Source organism: Pseudomonas sp. IT-P176 (genome assembly GCF_949767245.1).
Lineage (GTDB): Bacteria > Pseudomonadota > Gammaproteobacteria > Pseudomonadales > Pseudomonadaceae > Aquipseudomonas.
In genome coordinates, this window is the sequence record NZ_CATKPN010000028.1 from 121,498 (window position 1) to 138,400 (window position 16,903).

At 60.7% G+C, this 16,903-nt stretch carries 15 protein-coding genes; 9 read left to right on the top strand and 6 right to left on the bottom strand.

All coding sequences use genetic code 11. The features are described 5' to 3' along the window. Positions 1-805 precede the first annotated feature (805 nt). From ACM6IP_RS03020 to cyoE, 6 genes are all read left to right on the top strand, one after another. On the top strand, positions 806-1,315 hold the full coding sequence (locus ACM6IP_RS03020; RefSeq protein WP_414860926.1) for a disulfide bond formation protein B: 510 nt from the start codon (positions 806-808) through the stop codon (positions 1,313-1,315). 818 nt (positions 1,316-2,133) lie between these two features. Continuing rightward, positions 2,134-3,069, top strand: coding sequence for a ubiquinol oxidase subunit II (gene cyoA, locus ACM6IP_RS03025; protein WP_095168916.1), 936 nt, complete (start codon positions 2,134-2,136; stop codon positions 3,067-3,069). Positions 3,070-3,072: 3 nt separating this feature from the next. Continuing rightward, positions 3,073-5,103, top strand: coding sequence for a cytochrome o ubiquinol oxidase subunit I (cyoB, locus tag ACM6IP_RS03030; RefSeq protein ID WP_095168915.1), 2,031 nt, complete (start codon positions 3,073-3,075; stop codon positions 5,101-5,103). Between the two features lie 3 nt (positions 5,104-5,106). Further along, positions 5,107-5,733, top strand: a complete 627-nt coding sequence (locus tag ACM6IP_RS03035) for a cytochrome o ubiquinol oxidase subunit III (protein WP_095168914.1) — start codon at positions 5,107-5,109, stop codon at positions 5,731-5,733. Continuing rightward, positions 5,734-6,066 (top strand): cytochrome o ubiquinol oxidase subunit IV, encoded by a 333-nt coding sequence (gene cyoD / locus ACM6IP_RS03040; RefSeq protein WP_095168913.1) that lies wholly within the window; start codon positions 5,734-5,736, stop codon positions 6,064-6,066. 11 nt (positions 6,067-6,077) lie between these two features. Further along, positions 6,078-6,965 carry a heme o synthase gene (gene cyoE / locus ACM6IP_RS03045; RefSeq protein WP_095168912.1) on the top strand — a complete coding sequence of 296 codons (888 nt, stop codon included), beginning with the start codon at positions 6,078-6,080 and terminating at the stop codon, positions 6,963-6,965. 75 nt (positions 6,966-7,040) lie between these two features. On the opposite strand, the gene ACM6IP_RS03050 is transcribed toward cyoE, so the two are convergent. The 6 genes from ACM6IP_RS03050 to ACM6IP_RS03075 all read right to left on the bottom strand — a co-directional run bounded on the left by ACM6IP_RS03050 (position 7,041) and on the right by ACM6IP_RS03075 (position 12,936). Beyond that, positions 7,041-7,745, bottom strand: a complete 705-nt coding sequence (locus tag ACM6IP_RS03050) for a hypothetical protein (protein ID WP_095168911.1) — start codon at positions 7,743-7,745, stop codon at positions 7,041-7,043. A gap of 92 nt (positions 7,746-7,837) precedes the next feature. Next, a complete protein-coding gene (locus ACM6IP_RS03055) occupies positions 7,838-8,665 on the bottom strand; it encodes an ABC transporter permease (RefSeq protein WP_159997861.1) in 828 nt (275 codons plus the stop codon). Between the two features lie 8 nt (positions 8,666-8,673). Continuing rightward, positions 8,674-9,540, bottom strand: coding sequence for an ABC transporter permease (locus ACM6IP_RS03060; RefSeq protein WP_414860927.1), 867 nt, complete (start codon positions 9,538-9,540; stop codon positions 8,674-8,676). Between the two features lie 10 nt (positions 9,541-9,550). Continuing rightward, the gene (locus ACM6IP_RS03065; protein WP_320332981.1) at positions 9,551-10,663 is read right to left on the bottom strand and encodes an ABC transporter substrate-binding protein; all 1,113 of its coding nucleotides are present in this window, start codon (positions 10,661-10,663) and stop codon (positions 9,551-9,553) included. Positions 10,664-10,752: 89 nt separating this feature from the next. Beyond that, entirely contained in the window at positions 10,753-11,844 is a 1,092-nt protein-coding gene (locus tag ACM6IP_RS03070) for an ABC transporter ATP-binding protein (protein WP_095168907.1), read from the bottom strand. Positions 11,845-12,030: 186 nt separating this feature from the next. After that, positions 12,031-12,936 (bottom strand): LysR substrate-binding domain-containing protein, encoded by a 906-nt coding sequence (locus ACM6IP_RS03075; RefSeq protein WP_095168906.1) that lies wholly within the window; start codon positions 12,934-12,936, stop codon positions 12,031-12,033. A 185-nt stretch (positions 12,937-13,121) separates the two neighbouring features. Between ACM6IP_RS03075 and ACM6IP_RS03080 the strand changes: the two genes are divergently transcribed. The 3 genes from ACM6IP_RS03080 to ACM6IP_RS03090 are packed head-to-tail and all read left to right on the top strand — an operon-like array spanning position 13,122 to position 16,551. Continuing rightward, positions 13,122-14,870, top strand: coding sequence for an amidohydrolase (locus ACM6IP_RS03080; RefSeq protein WP_159997859.1), 1,749 nt, complete (start codon positions 13,122-13,124; stop codon positions 14,868-14,870). Then, positions 14,867-15,796: a CobW family GTP-binding protein gene (locus tag ACM6IP_RS03085; RefSeq protein WP_414860928.1), complete on the top strand. Its 930-nt coding sequence runs from the start codon at positions 14,867-14,869 to the stop codon at positions 15,794-15,796. The genes ACM6IP_RS03080 and ACM6IP_RS03085 overlap by 4 nt, the downstream gene beginning before the upstream one ends. Further along, positions 15,796-16,551 carry a class II aldolase/adducin family protein gene (locus tag ACM6IP_RS03090; RefSeq protein WP_159998916.1) on the top strand — a complete coding sequence of 252 codons (756 nt, stop codon included), beginning with the start codon at positions 15,796-15,798 and terminating at the stop codon, positions 16,549-16,551. The genes ACM6IP_RS03085 and ACM6IP_RS03090 overlap by 1 nt, the downstream gene beginning before the upstream one ends. Positions 16,552-16,903 lie beyond the last annotated feature (352 nt).

The window sequence follows — 16,903 nt, forward strand, 5'->3', positions numbered from 1 at the left end:
TGGTCAGACCGAGTCGCCCCTATCGCGGGCAGGCTCGCTTCCACCAGTCTTTAGTCGAGGCAAGGTCAATTGTGGGAGATTCTATGGTGTTGAGGGTCTGTGGGAGCTGCTGAAGGTTGTGATCTTTTGATCTTGGATTTGAGGTATATCCATTGCTGCGGTTGTGGCGGCTAATGGTTCCGCCCTTACGGCGGGTCACTTTGGCAAACGCCCCAAAGTAACCAAAGGTCTTTGCCCCAGGCGTTCGGCCCCTCGCTAAGGCTCGGGGTCCCTTCGCTACGGTATCCATCCGGGGGCATCGCCTCCGGTTTGCTTCGCTGCACCTCCTCTCGATGTATGCGGCTTCGCCGCACGGCGCTCCGCGCCTCCCCCCTGATGGACACCTTCGCTCAGCCTGCCGATGGGGCGGGTGGATCAAGAGCAAAAGCACGGCGACCTGCCGGTCGGCCTGAGTGGCAAGGGCAGGCGAGGCGGCCTACCGGCCGGCCTGCTTTCCTACGTTGGAGTATCTTTGTGGGAGCGGGCTTGCCCGCGATGAGGCCGGCATAGCCAACATTTATGCCCCCTGACCCACCGCCATCCCGGGCAAGCGGAGCGCCGCCTGGCCTGGTCCCACAGATTCACTGTGCGAGCTTGCTCGCGATGGCGTCATGCGCGTCAACACAGATTCCACGGGTTAATCCGCTGTTAATACCCCCCACCGTTAATTCCCAGCGAAAGGTCCGACACCACGCCACGTGCTGCATACGCACGCCTGGCGTGTAAACTGGCGGCCATAGCCTGATTTATGACGAAGGAAACGGGAATGAACGAGGATTCGATGCGCCTGGGCCGTGAGCGGCGCTTTCTGGTGTTGTTGGGCATCATCTGCCTGGCGCTGATCGGAGGCGCGCTGTACATGCAGATCGTGCTGGGCGAAGCCCCGTGCCCACTGTGCATCCTGCAGCGTTATGCATTGCTGCTGATCGCTCTCAGTGCGTTCGCCGGCGCGGCCATGTGCACCCGACGCAGCATCACGGTGTTCGAGACCCTGGTGGTGATCTTTGCCCTGGCAGGGGCGGGCACCGCGGCCCATCACGTCTACACCCAGTTCTATCCATCGGTGAGCTGCGGTATTGATGTGCTGCAGCCGATTGTCGATGGCTTGCCACTGGCGAAGATCTTCCCGCTGGGCTTCCAGGTCGACGGTTTCTGCTCCACGCCTTATCCGCCGATCCTTGGCCTGTCGCTGGCGCAATGGGCCCTGGTGGCCTTCGTCCTGACCGTGGTCCTGGTGCCGCTGCTGGTTTCGCGCAACCGCAAACAGCTGAACTGAGGCCGACACCCTCAACCACCGTCGTTGCACAAAAAACGCCCTGGTCCTCGAAAGAGGCCGGGGCGTTTGACGTTTCAGCGCGCCAGTAAAAAGTTCGTGATGTGGGGCAATCGAGGGTGCGGCGAGTGTGCGACATGTTGTCACAGCTCAAGTGTCGCAACTCATTTCAAGCTTCGTGTTTTGGCATGAAAAGATACAAAGATCTGCCCGGCGCCGGTCTTGGCCAAAAGCCAGCAAGAATGCCGCGACAGGCAGTTTTAACAGGCTTCGGCGAATCGCCACAGGCCTTGTGAAAAGGGGGCTTTGGCGAGCATGGCGGACCGAGCTTGGGCCTGGAAGCTGTCTGAACTGCGCACAGTAGGCCTACAATTTTTGGGGTTCTTGTTGAGAATGAATCGCGATAAAATCGACAATCTTTACAGGATTGGTTAATGATTGTTGCTGTATCCGATAAAAATTATTTCGAGATGAGACATGGTTTATAAAACGTTACATATCTACAATCGGCCGCACTGAAATTCCGGCACTGCTCACCCCTGAGCAGAGAAGGGTGGTCGAGGAGCGGTTCGATAGCTTCGTGCGACCCCAGGTGTCGGTGCCTTTCCAATTATCCGCACCAAATGGAATTGGTCTGTAACAAGGCCTTTGACCACGAATTCGAATAAGAACTCACCGCTGGCCCAGGATGTGTCAATCAGCGTTTAACGCGTGACGGGCAAGCCCTTATTCAATCCAAGAAAAATGCCAACCCTTGGCAGGGTGAAGTGTTGGCGATCGAAACCCAACTGCATTGCGCAAGCTGCTTTAGAGGTCGTGAGATGAGTAAAAACAGGTACCCCAGACTACTAGGCTTATTGCCGCTGCTCGGCACGCTGTTGCTGGGAGGCTGCAACATGACCTTGCTCGATCCCAAGGGCCAGGTCGGCCTGGACGAGCGAAACCTGATCATCACCGCAACGCTGCTGATGCTCCTGGTCGTGGTTCCGGTCATCGTCATGACCTTCCTGTTCGCCTGGAAGTACCGTGCGTCCAACACCAGCGCCACCTACACGCCCAAGTGGAACCACTCCACCAAGATCGAAATCGCAGTGTGGGCTGTCCCGGTTCTGATCATCATTGCCCTGGGTTACGTCACCTACAAATCGACCCACGCCCTGGACCCGTACCGTCCGCTGGAGTCCGACGTCAAGCCTGTGACCATCGAAGTGGTCGCGCTGGACTGGAAGTGGCTGTTCATCTACCCGGAACAAGGCATCGCCACGGTCAACAAGATCGTGTTCCCGGCGCACACGCCAATCAACTTCAAGGTGACCTCGGACGCCGTGATGAACTCGTTCTTCATCCCGGGCCTGGGCGGCCAGATCTACGCGATGGCGGGCATGCAGACCAAGCTGCACCTGATCGCCAACCAGAACGCTGAAATGGACGGTATCTCCGCCAACTACAGCGGCGCTGGTTTCACCGGTATGAAATTCAAGGCAATCGCCACCACCCAGGAAGAGTTCGACGCCTGGGTAAGCGAAGTCAAAAAGGCACCTAAACAGCTTGAACAAGCTGAATACGCAGCCCTTTCCAAGCAGAGCCAGAACAACCCAGTCGAGCTCTACTCCTCGGTTACGCCGAACCTGTTCCAGATCATCGTCGACAAGTACGAAGGGATGAAACCGGGTCCGAAGGTCAAGCACGAGAAGAAAGAGAAAGAAGTGGCCGCTACGGACATGGAATCGCATTCAGCTGCCGGGGCAGAGGAGTAAACGATGTTTGGTAAATTAAGTTGGGAAGCGGTCCCGTTCCACGAACCGATCGTGATGATTACCATCGCCATGATCGCGCTCGGTGGTCTGGCGCTGTTCGCTGCAATCACCTACTTCAAGAAGTGGACCTACCTGTGGACCGAGTGGTTGACCTCGGTCGACCACAAGAAAATTGGCGTGATGTACATCATCGTCGCCATGGTCATGCTGCTGCGCGGTTTTGCCGACGCCATCATGATGCGTACCCAGTTGGCCATGGCCACCGAGGGTTCGCCGGGCTACCTGCCTCCTGAACACTATGACCAGATCTTCACCGCTCACGGTGTGATCATGATCATCTTCATGGCGATGCCATTCTTCACCGGCCTGATGAACCTTGCAGTGCCGCTGCAGATCGGCGCGCGTGACGTTGCCTTCCCGTTCCTGAACTCCTTGAGCTTCTGGTTACTGGTTTCCGGCGTGGTGCTGATCAACCTGTCCCTGGGCGTTGGCGAATTCGCCAAGACCGGTTGGGTTGCCTATCCGCCGCTGTCGGGCCTGCAATACAGTCCGGGCGTGGGGATGGATTACTACATCTGGGCGCTACAGCTATCCGGGCTAGGTACGACGCTGACGGGGGTCAACTTCCTGGCTACCGTGCTGAAAATGCGTACCCCGGGCATGAAGCTGATGGACATGCCGATCTTCACCTGGACCTGCACCTGGGCCAACGTCCTGATCGTCGCTTCGTTCCCGATCCTGACCGCTACCCTGGCACTGCTGACGCTTGACCGTTACATGGATTTCCACATTTTCACCAATGAACTTGGTGGCAATCCGATGATGTACGTCAACCTGTTCTGGGCCTGGGGTCACCCCGAGGTGTACATCCTGATTCTGCCGGCGTTCGGGATCTTCTCCGAAGTCATCTCGACCTTCACTGGCAAGAAACTGTTCGGCCACCATTCGATGATCTACGCTTCGGGCGCGATCTCGATCCTCGGCTTCATGGTCTGGCTGCACCACTTCTTCACCATGGGTTCGGGTGCCAGCGTCAACGCCTTCTTCGGCCTGGCGACGATGCTGATTTCGATCCCCACGGGTGTGAAGCTATTCAACTGGCTGTTCACCATCTACCAGGGCCGCCTGCGTTTCACCAGCCAAGTGCTGTGGACCCTGGGCTTCATGGTGACCTTCGCCATCGGCGGCATGACCGGCGTACTGCTGGCCATCCCGGGTGCTGACTTCGTCCTGCACAACAGCCTGTTTGTGATCGCGCACTTCCACAACGTGATCATCGGCGGCGCCGTGTTCGGCTACATCGCAGGTTTTGGCTTCTACTTCCCGAAAGCGTTCGGCTTCAAGCTGCACGAAGGCTGGGGCAAGGCTGCATTCTGGTTCTGGATCACCGGCTTCTTCGTCGCATTCATGCCGCTCTACGTCCTGGGCTTCATGGGCATGACCCGTCGCCTGAACGCCACCACCAACCCGGAATGGGTACCGTACCTGTACGTCGCCATGTTCGGCGCCGTGATGATCGCTGTCGGCATCGCCTGCCAGTTGATCCAGCTGTACGTCAGCGTGCGTGATCGCAACAAGCCAGAAAACATGTGCGAACACGGTGACCCGTGGAATGCCCACACCCTGGAATGGTCGACCTCCTCGCCACCACCGTTCTACAACTTCGCCGTACTGCCAAAAGCCGATGTGATCGATCCGTTCACCGAAGCCAAGGAAAACGGTACTGCATACCAGGCGCCAAGCCGTTACGAACCGATCCACATGCCAAACAACACCGCCACCGGTGTGGTCATGGGCGCACTGTTGACAGTGTTCGGTTTCGCGATGATCTGGCACATCTGGTGGCTGGCCGCCTTCGGTCTGGTCGGCACCGTGGTGTACTTCGTGATCCACGCTGCGCGTGATGATCAGGGCTATATGGTGCCGGTCGACGTGATCGAGCGCATCGAAGCCGAGCAGCACAAGCGTCTGGTAGCGGCCGGGAAAGTTCCAGCCACCGCCACCCGTGTTGAAACCTCGTTGGAACAGGCTTAAACCATGTCGAACTTAGTGACCAATGCTGGACACACCCATGTCGATGGACATGGGCATGATGACCATCACCACGACTCGGGCGAGATGACCGTATACGGCTTCTGGCTCTACCTGATGACCGACTGCATCCTGTTTGCGTCGATCTTCGCGGTATACGCGGTACTGGTAAACAACGTCGCCGGTGGCCCGTCGGGCCACGACATCTTCGAACTGCCGTATGTACTGGGCGAAACCGCTCTGCTGCTGTTCAGTTCGATCACCTACGGCTTCGCCATGCTGGCGTTGTTCAAGGGCAAGAAGAGCCAGGTCCTGGGCTGGTTGGCCATGACCTTCATGTTCGGCGCCGGCTTTATCGCCATGGAGATCAACGAGTTCCACCTGCTGATCTCCGAAGGCTACGGCCCTAGCCGTTCCGGCTTCCTGTCCGGGTTCTTCACCCTGGTCGGTACCCACGGTCTGCACGTGACCAGCGGTCTGATCTGGATGGCGATCATGATGTACCAGGTGCAGAAAAACGGCCTGACGGCGACCAACAAGACCCGTCTGAGCTGCCTGAGCCTGTTCTGGCACTTCCTGGACGTCGTGTGGATCTGCGTATTCACCGTTGTTTATCTGATGGGGACTATGTAAATGGCTAACACATCACATTCCCACGACGACGCCGGTCACGGCAGCGTCAAGTCCTACGCCATCGGCTTCATCCTCTCGGTAATCCTGACGGTGATTCCTTTCGGCCTGGTGATGTACCCATCGCTGCCGAAGTCGATCACCTTGTGGATCGTCCTGGCATTCGCCGTGATCCAGGTGCTGGTGCACCTGGTGTACTTCCTCCACCTGGATCGTTCGCAGGCTCAGCGTAACAACGTGATCGCGTTTGTCTTCGCCGCACTGGTAATTGTCCTGCTGGTGGGTCTGTCGCTGTGGATCATGTTCAGCATCCACACCTTCATGATGGCGAAGTGAGGTAAGTCCGGATGTCCTTTAAGCACTTTATCCAAATCACCAAACCGGGGATCATTTTCGGTAACGTGCTTTCTGTGGCAGGCGGATTTTTCCTGGCCTCGAAGGGGCATGTCGATCTGGCCATTTTCCTGGCCGCGATGATCGGCACGTCCCTGGTGGTGGCCTCGGGTTGCGTGTTCAACAACTGCATCGACCGTGACATCGACCTGAAGATGGAGCGCACCAAGAACCGGGTGCTGGTGCAGGGCCTGATCTCCCTGAAACTGGCACTGGTCTACGCGACTGTCCTGGGTGTTGCTGGCGTGGCCCTGCTGTACAAGGTGGCCAACCCGTTGGCGGCGCTGTTCGCGGTGATCGGGTTTGTCATCTATGTCGGCTTCTACAGCCTGTATCTCAAGCGCAAGTCGGTACACGGCACGCTGGTGGGCAGTCTGTCGGGGGCGATGCCGCCGGTGATCGGTTATGTGGCTGTGAGCAACAGCTTCGACATGGCTGCGCTGACCCTGCTGGTGATGTTCAGCCTGTGGCAGATGCCGCACTCCTATGCGATCGCGATCTTCCGTTTCAACGACTACCTGGCGGCATCGATTCCGGTGTTGCCGGTCAAGCGTGGGATCCAGGTGGCGAAGCGGCATATCCTGCTCTACATCCTGGCGTTCCTGGTGGCGACCTTGATGCTGACCTTCAGTGGTTATGCGGGGATGAGTTATCTCGCGGTTGCGGCGGCCATGGGCATGTACTGGTTGTATATGGCCTGGACCGGCTACAAGGCGGTGGATGACACGGTGTGGGCGCGCAAGCTGTTTGTGTTCTCGATCTTCACCATCACTGCGTTGAGCGTGATGATGTCGTTGGATTTCAAGGTGCCGAGTGAGTTGTTGCTGACTTACGCGCCTTGAGGTTTGCCGCTGTAACTGGAGCCCCGCCTTTGTGAGAAGTGCGGGGCTTTTTGTTGGGCTGGTTTTGCTCGGCGATTACTGGGCCGCGATGCTGTAGCCGGCAAACGCGGTCTGCTGTTGCAGGGCGGTGATGATGGCTTTGCGGGTGGCCGGTTGTTCGGTGCCGCTGGCGTCGAGGAAGGTTTCGTTTTCCAGTTCCAGTTCGTCGCCTTCGCCGACGAAGGTGAAGCCGAGGAATTCATAGGCTTGGCGATCGACGCTGGGTTTCGAGCGTGGGGTGCGCAGGGGCAGGGTCACGGTGAGGCCGTCCTTGCTGATGCTGAACACTTCGACTTCTTTCTTCGCGCGGGCGGCCTTGCCCTTGCTGCCGCTTGGGTTGCTGATGGCCTGGTGGGTCTGGTTGAGGACTTTCAGGGCCAAGCCGTAGACCAGCTCCTGGAAGCTTGGGTCGTCCTTGAAGCTGGACAGGATGCGGCTGATCGGGAACTTGCTGCTCAGGTCTTCGAGGGCGGCGATGTCGGCGGCCTCGGCGTCCTTGAGCTGCTTGAGCTGGCCCATCAGTTCGTAGGCCTGGTCGTCGTCGAAGCGATCGTGGGCCTGGCGGATGGCCGTGCGCAGTTCGCGGATCTGGTCGCTTTCCTTGGAGGTGTGGAAAGCGTCCAGGACCATCTCGCTGATGGTTTTGGCCTGGGGCACGTGTTGTGAAAGATTGATGGAGTTTTCGTATTCCGCTTTGGACGACAAGGTGACTACGGATTCAGCGGTGTTGGAATCTGGCATTGAAATTTCACTACTTCTTTAAACTTGAATTGAGGCGAGAAAGCACGACGGCCTTTTCAGGCCGCCTAATCTATTGGACCGGGGCGGTGTTGTCACGGGTGTTGAAGCCTTTGCGCTCGTTTGTCGACCAGGTGCTGGACCACCAGGCGTCCAATCAGCACCAATAGGGTCAGGCTGATCAGCAGCACCGAGATGGCGGCCACGCTTGGGTCGACGTTGTCGCGCAAGCCGCTCCAGATGCGTTTGGGCAGGGTGTCGACGTTGACGCTGGTGATGAACAGGGTCACCGCCACTTCTTCCCATGACAGGGCAAAGCCGAGCAGGGCGGTGGATGCCAAGCCCAGTTTGAGGTTCGGCAGGATCACCATGAAGGTGGTCTGCATCAGGCTGGCGCCGAGGTTGCGCGACGCCAGTTCAATCCGGCGGTCGATCTGGCTGAGGGCCACGAGCATGGTCACCACCCCGTACGGCACCACCATGATCACGTGGGCGATCACCACCCCGGTCAGGGTGTCGTAGCCCATGCCCGGGGCGAAGCGGCCGAGCTTGGTTTCCATGAAGTACAGCACCAGCGCCGAAATCACCGGCGGGATCGCCATGGGCAACAGCACCAGGCCGATCAGCGCGGTGGCCAGTTTCGAGCGCATGTACCAGATGCCGAGGCTGAAGCTGGCCGCCAGCAGGGTCGCGATGATACTGGTGGCAAAGGCAATGGTCAGGCTCTGGCTGATGGCATGGAACCAGTCCGGGTTGCTCACCAGCGCCTCGTAATGGCGCAGCGACCAGTTGCCCTCGGGCATCGACAGGAAGCGCTTGCTGGTGAACGACACCGGTATCACCGTCAGCAGCGGGAACAGCATGAACGCCATGGCGGTCACGGCCAGCAGGCGGGTACTCAGGCTTGTACGATGGGTGTTCATAGATAACCTCAGCCTACCAGGCGGTTCACACGGGTCATTTTCAGCAGGACCCAGATCAATGCGCTGACCAACAACAGCAGCACCACGCTCAAGGCAGCTCCCAGGCCCCAGTTACTGGTCTGGAACATTTGCAGGAACACGTACTCGGCGATCATCACCGTCTGCCCGCCACCCAGCAGTACCGGGGTAATGAAGAAGCCCAGGCAGAACACGAAGACCATGATGAAGGCACCCAGCACTCCCGCCAGGGTCTGGGGCAGCAACACTTGCCAGAAGGTGCGCAGTGGCCCGGCGCCCAGGCCGCGGGAGGCCATGAGGATGCGCTGGTCCAGCTGGCGCATGCTCGACAGCAGCGGGAACACCGCATACGGAATCATCACGTGGAGCATGCCGATCACCACCCCGATTTCGTTGCGGCTCAGTTGCAGCGGTTGATCGATCAGGCCCATGCCCATCAGCCCATTGTTGAGCACTCCGTTGCTGCGCAGGGCGATCAACCAGCCAAACGCCCGCACCAGCACCGAGATCCAGAACGGGATGAAGATGCAGATCTCCACCACCCGCTGCCAGAACGGCGGGCTGAACACCCAGCAGTAAGCCAGCAGGTAACCGATCACCAGGGCCAGGACGCTGACGGTCAGGCACAGGCGCAGGGTGCGCCAGAGCATGTCGTGGATGGCCGGGTCGGTGGCGATGCGTTCGTACTGGTCCAGGCCCGGTGTCGGCAACGAGAAACTCCAGCCAACCACGCCGATAAACGGCAGCACGTAGAAGATCAGCAGCAACACCGGCAGCGGGAACAGCAGCAAGCTGCGTTCCAGCGCCGGCGAACTGAACCGCGGCTTGGGTTTGCTCAGGGTCAAGGTCATGGTCATGATCGATGGCTCACTTGGACAGCCGCGTGAGGTACTGCTCCAGGGCGTTGGAGTAGTTATCGGCGTACCACTGGGCGTTGAGCGCGATCTGTTTTTTCAGGTTCTCTTCTGACGCGCAGTTGGCTTGCAGTTGTTCGGCCGACATCAGCTTCTCGGTCGCGCTGTTGGACGGCCCGTTACCCAGCAGTTCGAAGAGCTTGAGCTGGCCTTGCGGTTGCAGGGCATGCTGGATGAACTGCATCGCCGGCTGGCTGCCCGCCGGGTTGCCCGACAGCACGGCCCAACTGCTGGAGTTGATGAAGCCGTTGTCGAAGCTCCAGCGCACGCGGCCTTCGGTGTCTTCGCTGAGCAGCTTGGCGCGGGTGTGCCAGATAGCGCCCACCGAGACTTCGCCATCGACCATCAGTTGCTGGCTTTCGGCGCCCGAACTCCAGAACGACAGCACGTGGGGCTTGATCTCGTCGATCTTGTTCAGCGCGCGCACCACGTCCAGCGGGTAGAGCTGATCGGCCGGTACGCCGTCGGCCAGCAGCGCCGCTTCGAGCATGCCGTTCATCCACTTATAGAGGGTGCGTTTGCCAGGGAATTTCTTCACGTCCCAGAAATCGGCCCAGGTTTTCGGCCCGTTCTCACCGAACTTCTCGCTGTCCCAGGCCATCACGTAGCTGAACTGGTAGCTGGCGATCCCGTGGTCGGAGGCCAGTACCGGCGCCACCTGGTCACGCTTGATCACGTTGTAGTCCAGCGGCTGCAGGATCTTTTCCTTGCCCAGGACGATTGCGCTGTAGCTCTCGACGTCGACTACGTCCCAGCTGGGCTGACCGCTGGCCAGTTGCGAGCGGATCGCGCCCTCGGTGGGGCCGGCGCCGTCGATGCGCACCTGGATTCCGGTGTTCTTGGTGAAGGTGTCGGTCCAGGCCGAGCGGAAGGCGGTCAGTGCGTCGCCGCCCCAGTTGACCACCACCAGCGGCTTGTCGGCCGACCAACTGATACCGCTGCGCAGCGCCAGGGGCACTGCCGCCAACAGGCCCATGGCCTGGATGAAGGTGCGTCGGTTGATCTGCCCGCCACGGGCCTTTTCGATAAGCACTTCAATACAGTCGCGTTGATGATCCTGGCTCATGGGCAAGTCCTCAGATGGCGGGTGTCCGTTGGGACAAGGGCCTATTGTTGTCGTTAGGAGAGAGCTTTGTGACGCACGTAATTCAGGGGTCAGGCTTGCAGCAGGAAGCTTTGCTGGACCGGCCAGCTCAGCCACACCGGAGCGCCGCTGGGCATCAGGGCCCCCGGATGATTACCGGGAACCGAGAGGTTGATCGGCAGGGCGTCGCCCCCGACCGTCAGCGACAGGTGAGTGCTGGAACCCTGGTAGACCTTGTCGGTGAGTTGCGCCGGGATCACGTTGTAGCCGTCGCGGTTCGGGCGTTCGCTGTGCAGGTCCATGTGTTCGGGACGCACCGCCAGCACGCTCGGCTGTTTGCTCAGGGGCGCGGGGGCCTGGGCGTGCAGCAGGTTGTCGCCACAGCGGCCGCTGGCGGTCGGGCCGTTGCGGGTCAGGTCCAGCAGCGGGAACAGGTTCATCTTGCCAAGGAACTCGGCGACAAACCGGCTCTCGGGGCGGTTGTAGATGTTTTCCGGAGTGTCGACCTGGGTCAGCTTGCCGTGGTTGAAAATCGCGATGCGCGATGACAGCGCCAGGGCTTCGTTCTGGTCGTGGGTGACGAACACGAAGCTGGTGCCGACCTGGCGGTGGATGCGTTGCAGTTCGGTCTGCAGCTGTTCGCGCAGGTTCTTGTCCAGTGCCGACAGGGGCTCGTCGAGCAGCAGCAGGTCCGGTTCGAACACCAGCGCCCGGGCAATCGCCACGCGCTGTTGCTGGCCGCCGGACATTTCGGCGGGCTTCTTGTGCATGTGCGCGCCGAGGCCGACCACCTCGAGAATGTGTTTGACCCGACGCTGGCGTTCTTCGGCGGCGACTTTGCGGATGCGCAGCGGGTAGGCCACGTTGTCCGCCACCGTCATGTGCGGGAACAGCGCATACCCCTGGAACACCATGCCGTAGTTACGTTTTTCCGCCGAGCGCTTGATGATGTCGACGCCCTGTTCCATCAACTTGCCGGACGTCGGGCTGAGGAAGCCCGCGAGGATCATCAGCAAGGTGGTCTTGCCCGAACCGGAAGGCCCCAGCAACGTCAGGAACTCGCCTTGACGAACGTCCAGGTCGACGTTATCCAGCGCTGCGAAGCGACCGTAATACTGGCTGATACCTTGTGCGCTGAGCTGAATCGCTGAACCGCTGGACACGATGGAGTTCCTCTTTTTATTGCCCATAAGACGTACGAGGACGGATGCAAATCCGAAATGGGCTTTGGGTTTATTATTGTTAAAAGTATCGCTACATCAATGGAATTATTTTGTGGGTATTGGTTAGTAAAATTACTCAATTACCCGCTGACTCCGCCCTATGAAAGAGCGGAGCTTGCCGCCACGTCAGAGGGTGTCTTGCCAGGTCTGGTGCGAGGACTGCAACTGAGTCTTGACCCAACTGCTAAAGGCCTGGACCACCCGCCGCTCGGCTTTTTGCGGGTCGGTTGCCAGGTAGTAGCCGCGGTGCAGGTCGATGGTGATGTCGAATGGGCGCACCAACAGTCCCTTGGACAGCGCGTCGCCGCTGATCAGGTTGTCGCCGATGGCGATGCCCTGGCCGGCAATGCACGCCGACTGCGCGCAGTGGGCGTCGGAGAACAGGATTCCGCTCATGGCATTGACGCCCGAGGCACCGGCGGCGGTCAGCCAGACGCGCCAGTCCGAGTAGTCGGTCATGTGCAGCAGCGGGTAGGCGCTGAGTTCCTGCGGGTTCTTCAGGCCGCTCAAGGCATTGATCAGGCGCGGGCTGCACACCGGGAAAAAGCGTAGCGCGACGATTTCCTCGACGTGCATTTCTGGCCAGTCGCCAATGCCGTAGGCGATAAACAGGTCGACGTTGGTGTTGTGGGTGTCGTCCGGCGACTTGGGGGAGATCAGCTGCAACTGCACCTGCGGGTACTGGCGCAGGAACGCGCCAATGTGGTGGCACAGCCAGTAAGTGGCAAACCCCGGCGCGCAGCTGACACACAGCCGTCCCGAGACTTCCTGGTCGTCAACCGGCTGGCCGGCGTCCAGCAGGTTCAACAGAATCCCGTGCACTTCGCGGGCATAACGCTCGCCCTGGTAGGTCAGGCCGATCCCGCGGCCGATGCGCTCGGTCAGGGCAAACCCCACGCACTCTTCCAGCTTGCTGATCTGGTGGCTGATGGCGCTGCGGGTCAGGTTCAGTTCGCGAGCGGCGACCGACACGCTGCCCAGCCGGGCCACCGCATCCAGAGCCCGCAGGGCTGTCATCGAAGGAAAGCGCATAAAGAATCCTGTCTTTAAGGGAGCTGAGTGTTGAATCGTATGGTGACGTAAATCGAACGATTAAGCCAAAAAAAATCGATTGTTGTATTGGTTGATTCAACAATACTAGTGCCATTCGTCAGGGTCACCGAAGCCAAACGTGCGCGGAAGACCCTTCACCCGCACTGAACTCGAAGGTGGCTTGCATGGCTGAGTCCGACAACTTTTCCTCTACCCATTCTGCGCAAGGGACCTATGCCGACCTGATACTTGGCAACGGTCGCATCTATACCCAGAACCCTGCGCAGCCCTGGGCTGAGGCCGTGGCCATTCGCGGCGGCAAGTTGGTAGGGGTTGCCAGCCTGGCCGAGCTGCAAGGGTTCAAGGGCCCGAACACCCTGGTGCATGACCTGCAGGGCGCCTTCTGCATGCCGGGCCTGCACGACATGCACACCCACCCTGACCTGGCCCTGGCCCCGCGCTACAGCGACGACCTGGATGTCGGCATCGAAGACCCGACCCCGGAACAGTTGCGCGCGAGCATCCTGGCCTATGCCGAGGCCCACCCCGGCGACGGTTGGATCTACGGGCAGTACTGGGTGCGCTACACCTTCCGCGAAGCCGGCCTGACCCCGGGCCGGGCGTGGCTCGACAGCGTCATGCCGGATCGCCCGGTGGCCCTGCTCGATCGCATGTGGGGCACCATGATGGTCAACTCCAAGGCCCTGGAACTGGCGGGCATCGACCGCCATACCGCCGACCCGCGCAACGGCTACCTGGAGCGCGACGAACTGAGCGGCGAACCCAACGGCCTGATGATCGATGGTGCCTACGCGATGATCCACGCCGCCATGCCGCCGACCCCGGTCAGCGTGCTGCGCCGCGCTTACCGTGATGGGGTGCATTTCCAGAGCTCGCGTGGCGTCACCGCGAGCAAATACGTACACGTCTGCGAGCAACGCCTGCAGGCGCTGAAAGAGCTGGACGACAGCGGCGAACTGACGGTGCGCATTGAAGCCGCCATCAGTTGGCAGGACGACATCTTCCCGGTGCGTCGCCGCTGGGAGCTGCTCAGTGGTGAGCGTCACTACTACCGCAGCGCGCGCCTGAGCGCCAACGCGGTGAAATTCCACTTCGACGGCACCGTGGAGCCGAAGTCCTCGTACCTGCTGACCCCCTGGCCAGAAGAGTCGAGCTGGCGCGGCAAGCTCAACCTGACCCCCGAGCACATCACCGACATGGTGGTGGACATGGACAGCCGCGGCATCCGCGTCATCGCCCACTGCACCGGTGACGGCGCTTCCGATGTGTTCCTCGATGCCGTCGCCGAGGCCCGGCGGCGCAACGGCTTCAGCGGTGTGCGCCACCAGTGCGCCCACAGCACCTTGCTGCACCCTGGCAACCTGCCGCGCTTCAAGGAACTCAACGTGATCGCCGAATTCTCCCCGGCGGCCTGGTACCCGACGCCATTCGCCAGCGGCGCACGTTCGGGCTACGGCCAGGAGCGGCTCAAGCGCATCTACGATTTCAAGGGCGTGCTCGAAGCCGGCGGCACTGCGGTGATGGGCACCGACTGGCCGGTGGCGTCCATCGACCCGTGGCTGGCGCTGGAAACCATGGTCACCCGGCAAAACCCGTGGAACGACGATCCGTCCTGCTTCGGCGATCCGATCAGCCTCGAGCAGGCGCTGAACGTGATCACCCTCAACGGTGCCGTGGCCATGGGCCTGGAGCAGTCGACCGGCAGCCTGGAAGTCGGCAAATCGGCGGACTTGATCGTCATCGATCGCGACCTGTTTGCCCAGCCGGCGCGCAATTACATTCACCAGACCCAGGTGCTGTTGACCTTCGTCGACGGGCAACTGGTCTATGACCGCAACGGCGCACTGGCCGACGCCGGCCTCAAGGCCGTGTGGACAGGTGAACCACCGGTGCTGGAGGGCAAGGCCCAATGAACCCTCAGCGCATCGCGGTAACCGTGGTCTCGGGGTTTCTCGGGGCCGGCAAGACCACCTTGCTCAACCGCATGGTGCGCCGCGCCGAAGGCAGTCGGTTGGCGGTGATCGTCAATGATTTTGGTGAGCTGAACATCGATGCGGCGATCGTTTCCGAGGTCACCGATGCGGTGTACAGCCTGCAGAACGGCTGCATCTGCTGCACGGTGCAGGAAGACCTGCTGGCGCAGTTGAGCAGCCTTGCGCAATTGCAGCCACGGCTGGAGCGCATCGTCATCGAGTGCAGCGGGGTATCCGATCCACAGCGCATCGTGCAGACCCTGGCCTACCCGCAACTGCGCAGCCAGATGCAACTGGACATGGTGATCACCGTGGTCGATGCCACCGGTCATCTGCAGCTCGACGGCGAGTACGCCCGCCTGGCCCGGGCGCAAGTGGCGGCCGCCGACCTGCTGCTGTTGAACAAGACCGACCTGGTGGACGCCGTCCAACTGCAAGCATTGCGTAACGCACTGGGCCTGCGGACCCGGATCCACGAAAGCGTCCAGGCGCAACTGCCCGACGCGCTGTGGCTGGATTCGGATCTGGACCTGCAGACGCGCACGCTCAAACCCTTGACCCTGGTTGCCAGTGACGACCACGGTGAAATGTTCAGCAGCTTTCTCTGGCAGAGCCCAACGCCCTTGAACGTCGAGCGCCTGCGCGGCTGGTTGCAGGCGTTGCCCCGCGATGTGTTTCGGGTCAAGGGCCTGGTGCTGCTGGATCAGGGCACCAAGGCGCACTGGCTGCAACACGTCGGCACCCGTAGCCAGTTCCTTGCCGCCACCGACGAGGCCCAGGCCACGGGCTCGCGCCTGGTGTTCATCGGCCGCCGCGGCTTCAGCGGCTGGGACGCGCTGGTCGAGGGCCTGGAGCAGTGCCAGTGATCAACCCGACCGAACAGCAATTGCGTGAGGAGTTGGCGGCCTGCTACCGCTTGATCGCGCACTTTCGCATGACCGACCTGATCTTCACTCACATCTCGGTGCGCCTGCCGGGGCCTGAACATCATTTCCTGATCAACCCTTATGGGTTGATGTTCGACGAAATCAGCGCCTCGAACCTGGTCAAGATCGGGCTCGACGGACGTGCGGTGGAGGACAGTCCCTACCCGGTCAATCCGGCCGGCTTCGTGATCCACAGCGCCCTGCACGCGGCCCGCGAGGACGCCCAGTGCGTGCTGCACACCCACACCCGGGCTGGCTGTGCGGTGGCGGCGCTGGCCTGCGGCTTGTTGCCGGTGAATCAGATGTCCATGGAGTTCTATGGCCGTGTTGCCTATCACGATTACGAAGGCATCGCCCTGGACCTGGCCGAGCAAGCGCGGCTGGTGGCGGACATGGGCGACAAGCCCGTGCTGATGCTGCGCAACCACGGTCTGTTGACTGTCGGCAGCAGCGTGGCCCAGGCGTTCCTGCGCATGTACTACCTGGAAAAGGCCTGCGACATTCAGTTGGCCGCCCAAGCCTGCGGTGACCTGGTGCTGCCTCCGACAGCGGTCTGCGAACACACCGAACGCCAGTTCAACCAGCCGCAGCGCCCCTTGGCCGCAGGCGAACTGAGTGATCCGGACGCCCTGGACCTGGCCTGGAAAGCCCTGCTGCGCCTGCTCGACCGAGTGGCGCCCGGCTACCGCGACTGACTGCAGGTATCTGTGGGCACCACAAAACCATCGTGGGAGCGGGCTTGCCCGCGATGAGGCCGCCACATTCAATATCCATGGCGCCTGACACACCGCCATCGCGAGCAAGCTCGCTCCCACAGGGTTTGTGGCGTGTATGCGGGATCTGTGGGCACCACAAATCCATTGTGGGAGCGGGCTTGCCCGCGATGAGGCCGCCACATCCAGTATCCATGGCGCCTGACACACCGCCATCGCGAGCAAGCTCGCTCCCACAGGTTTTAGGGGGTGTATGCAGTCTGGGCACCACAAATCCATTGTGGGAGCGGGCTTGCCCGCGATGAGGCCGCCACATTCAATATCCATGGCGCCT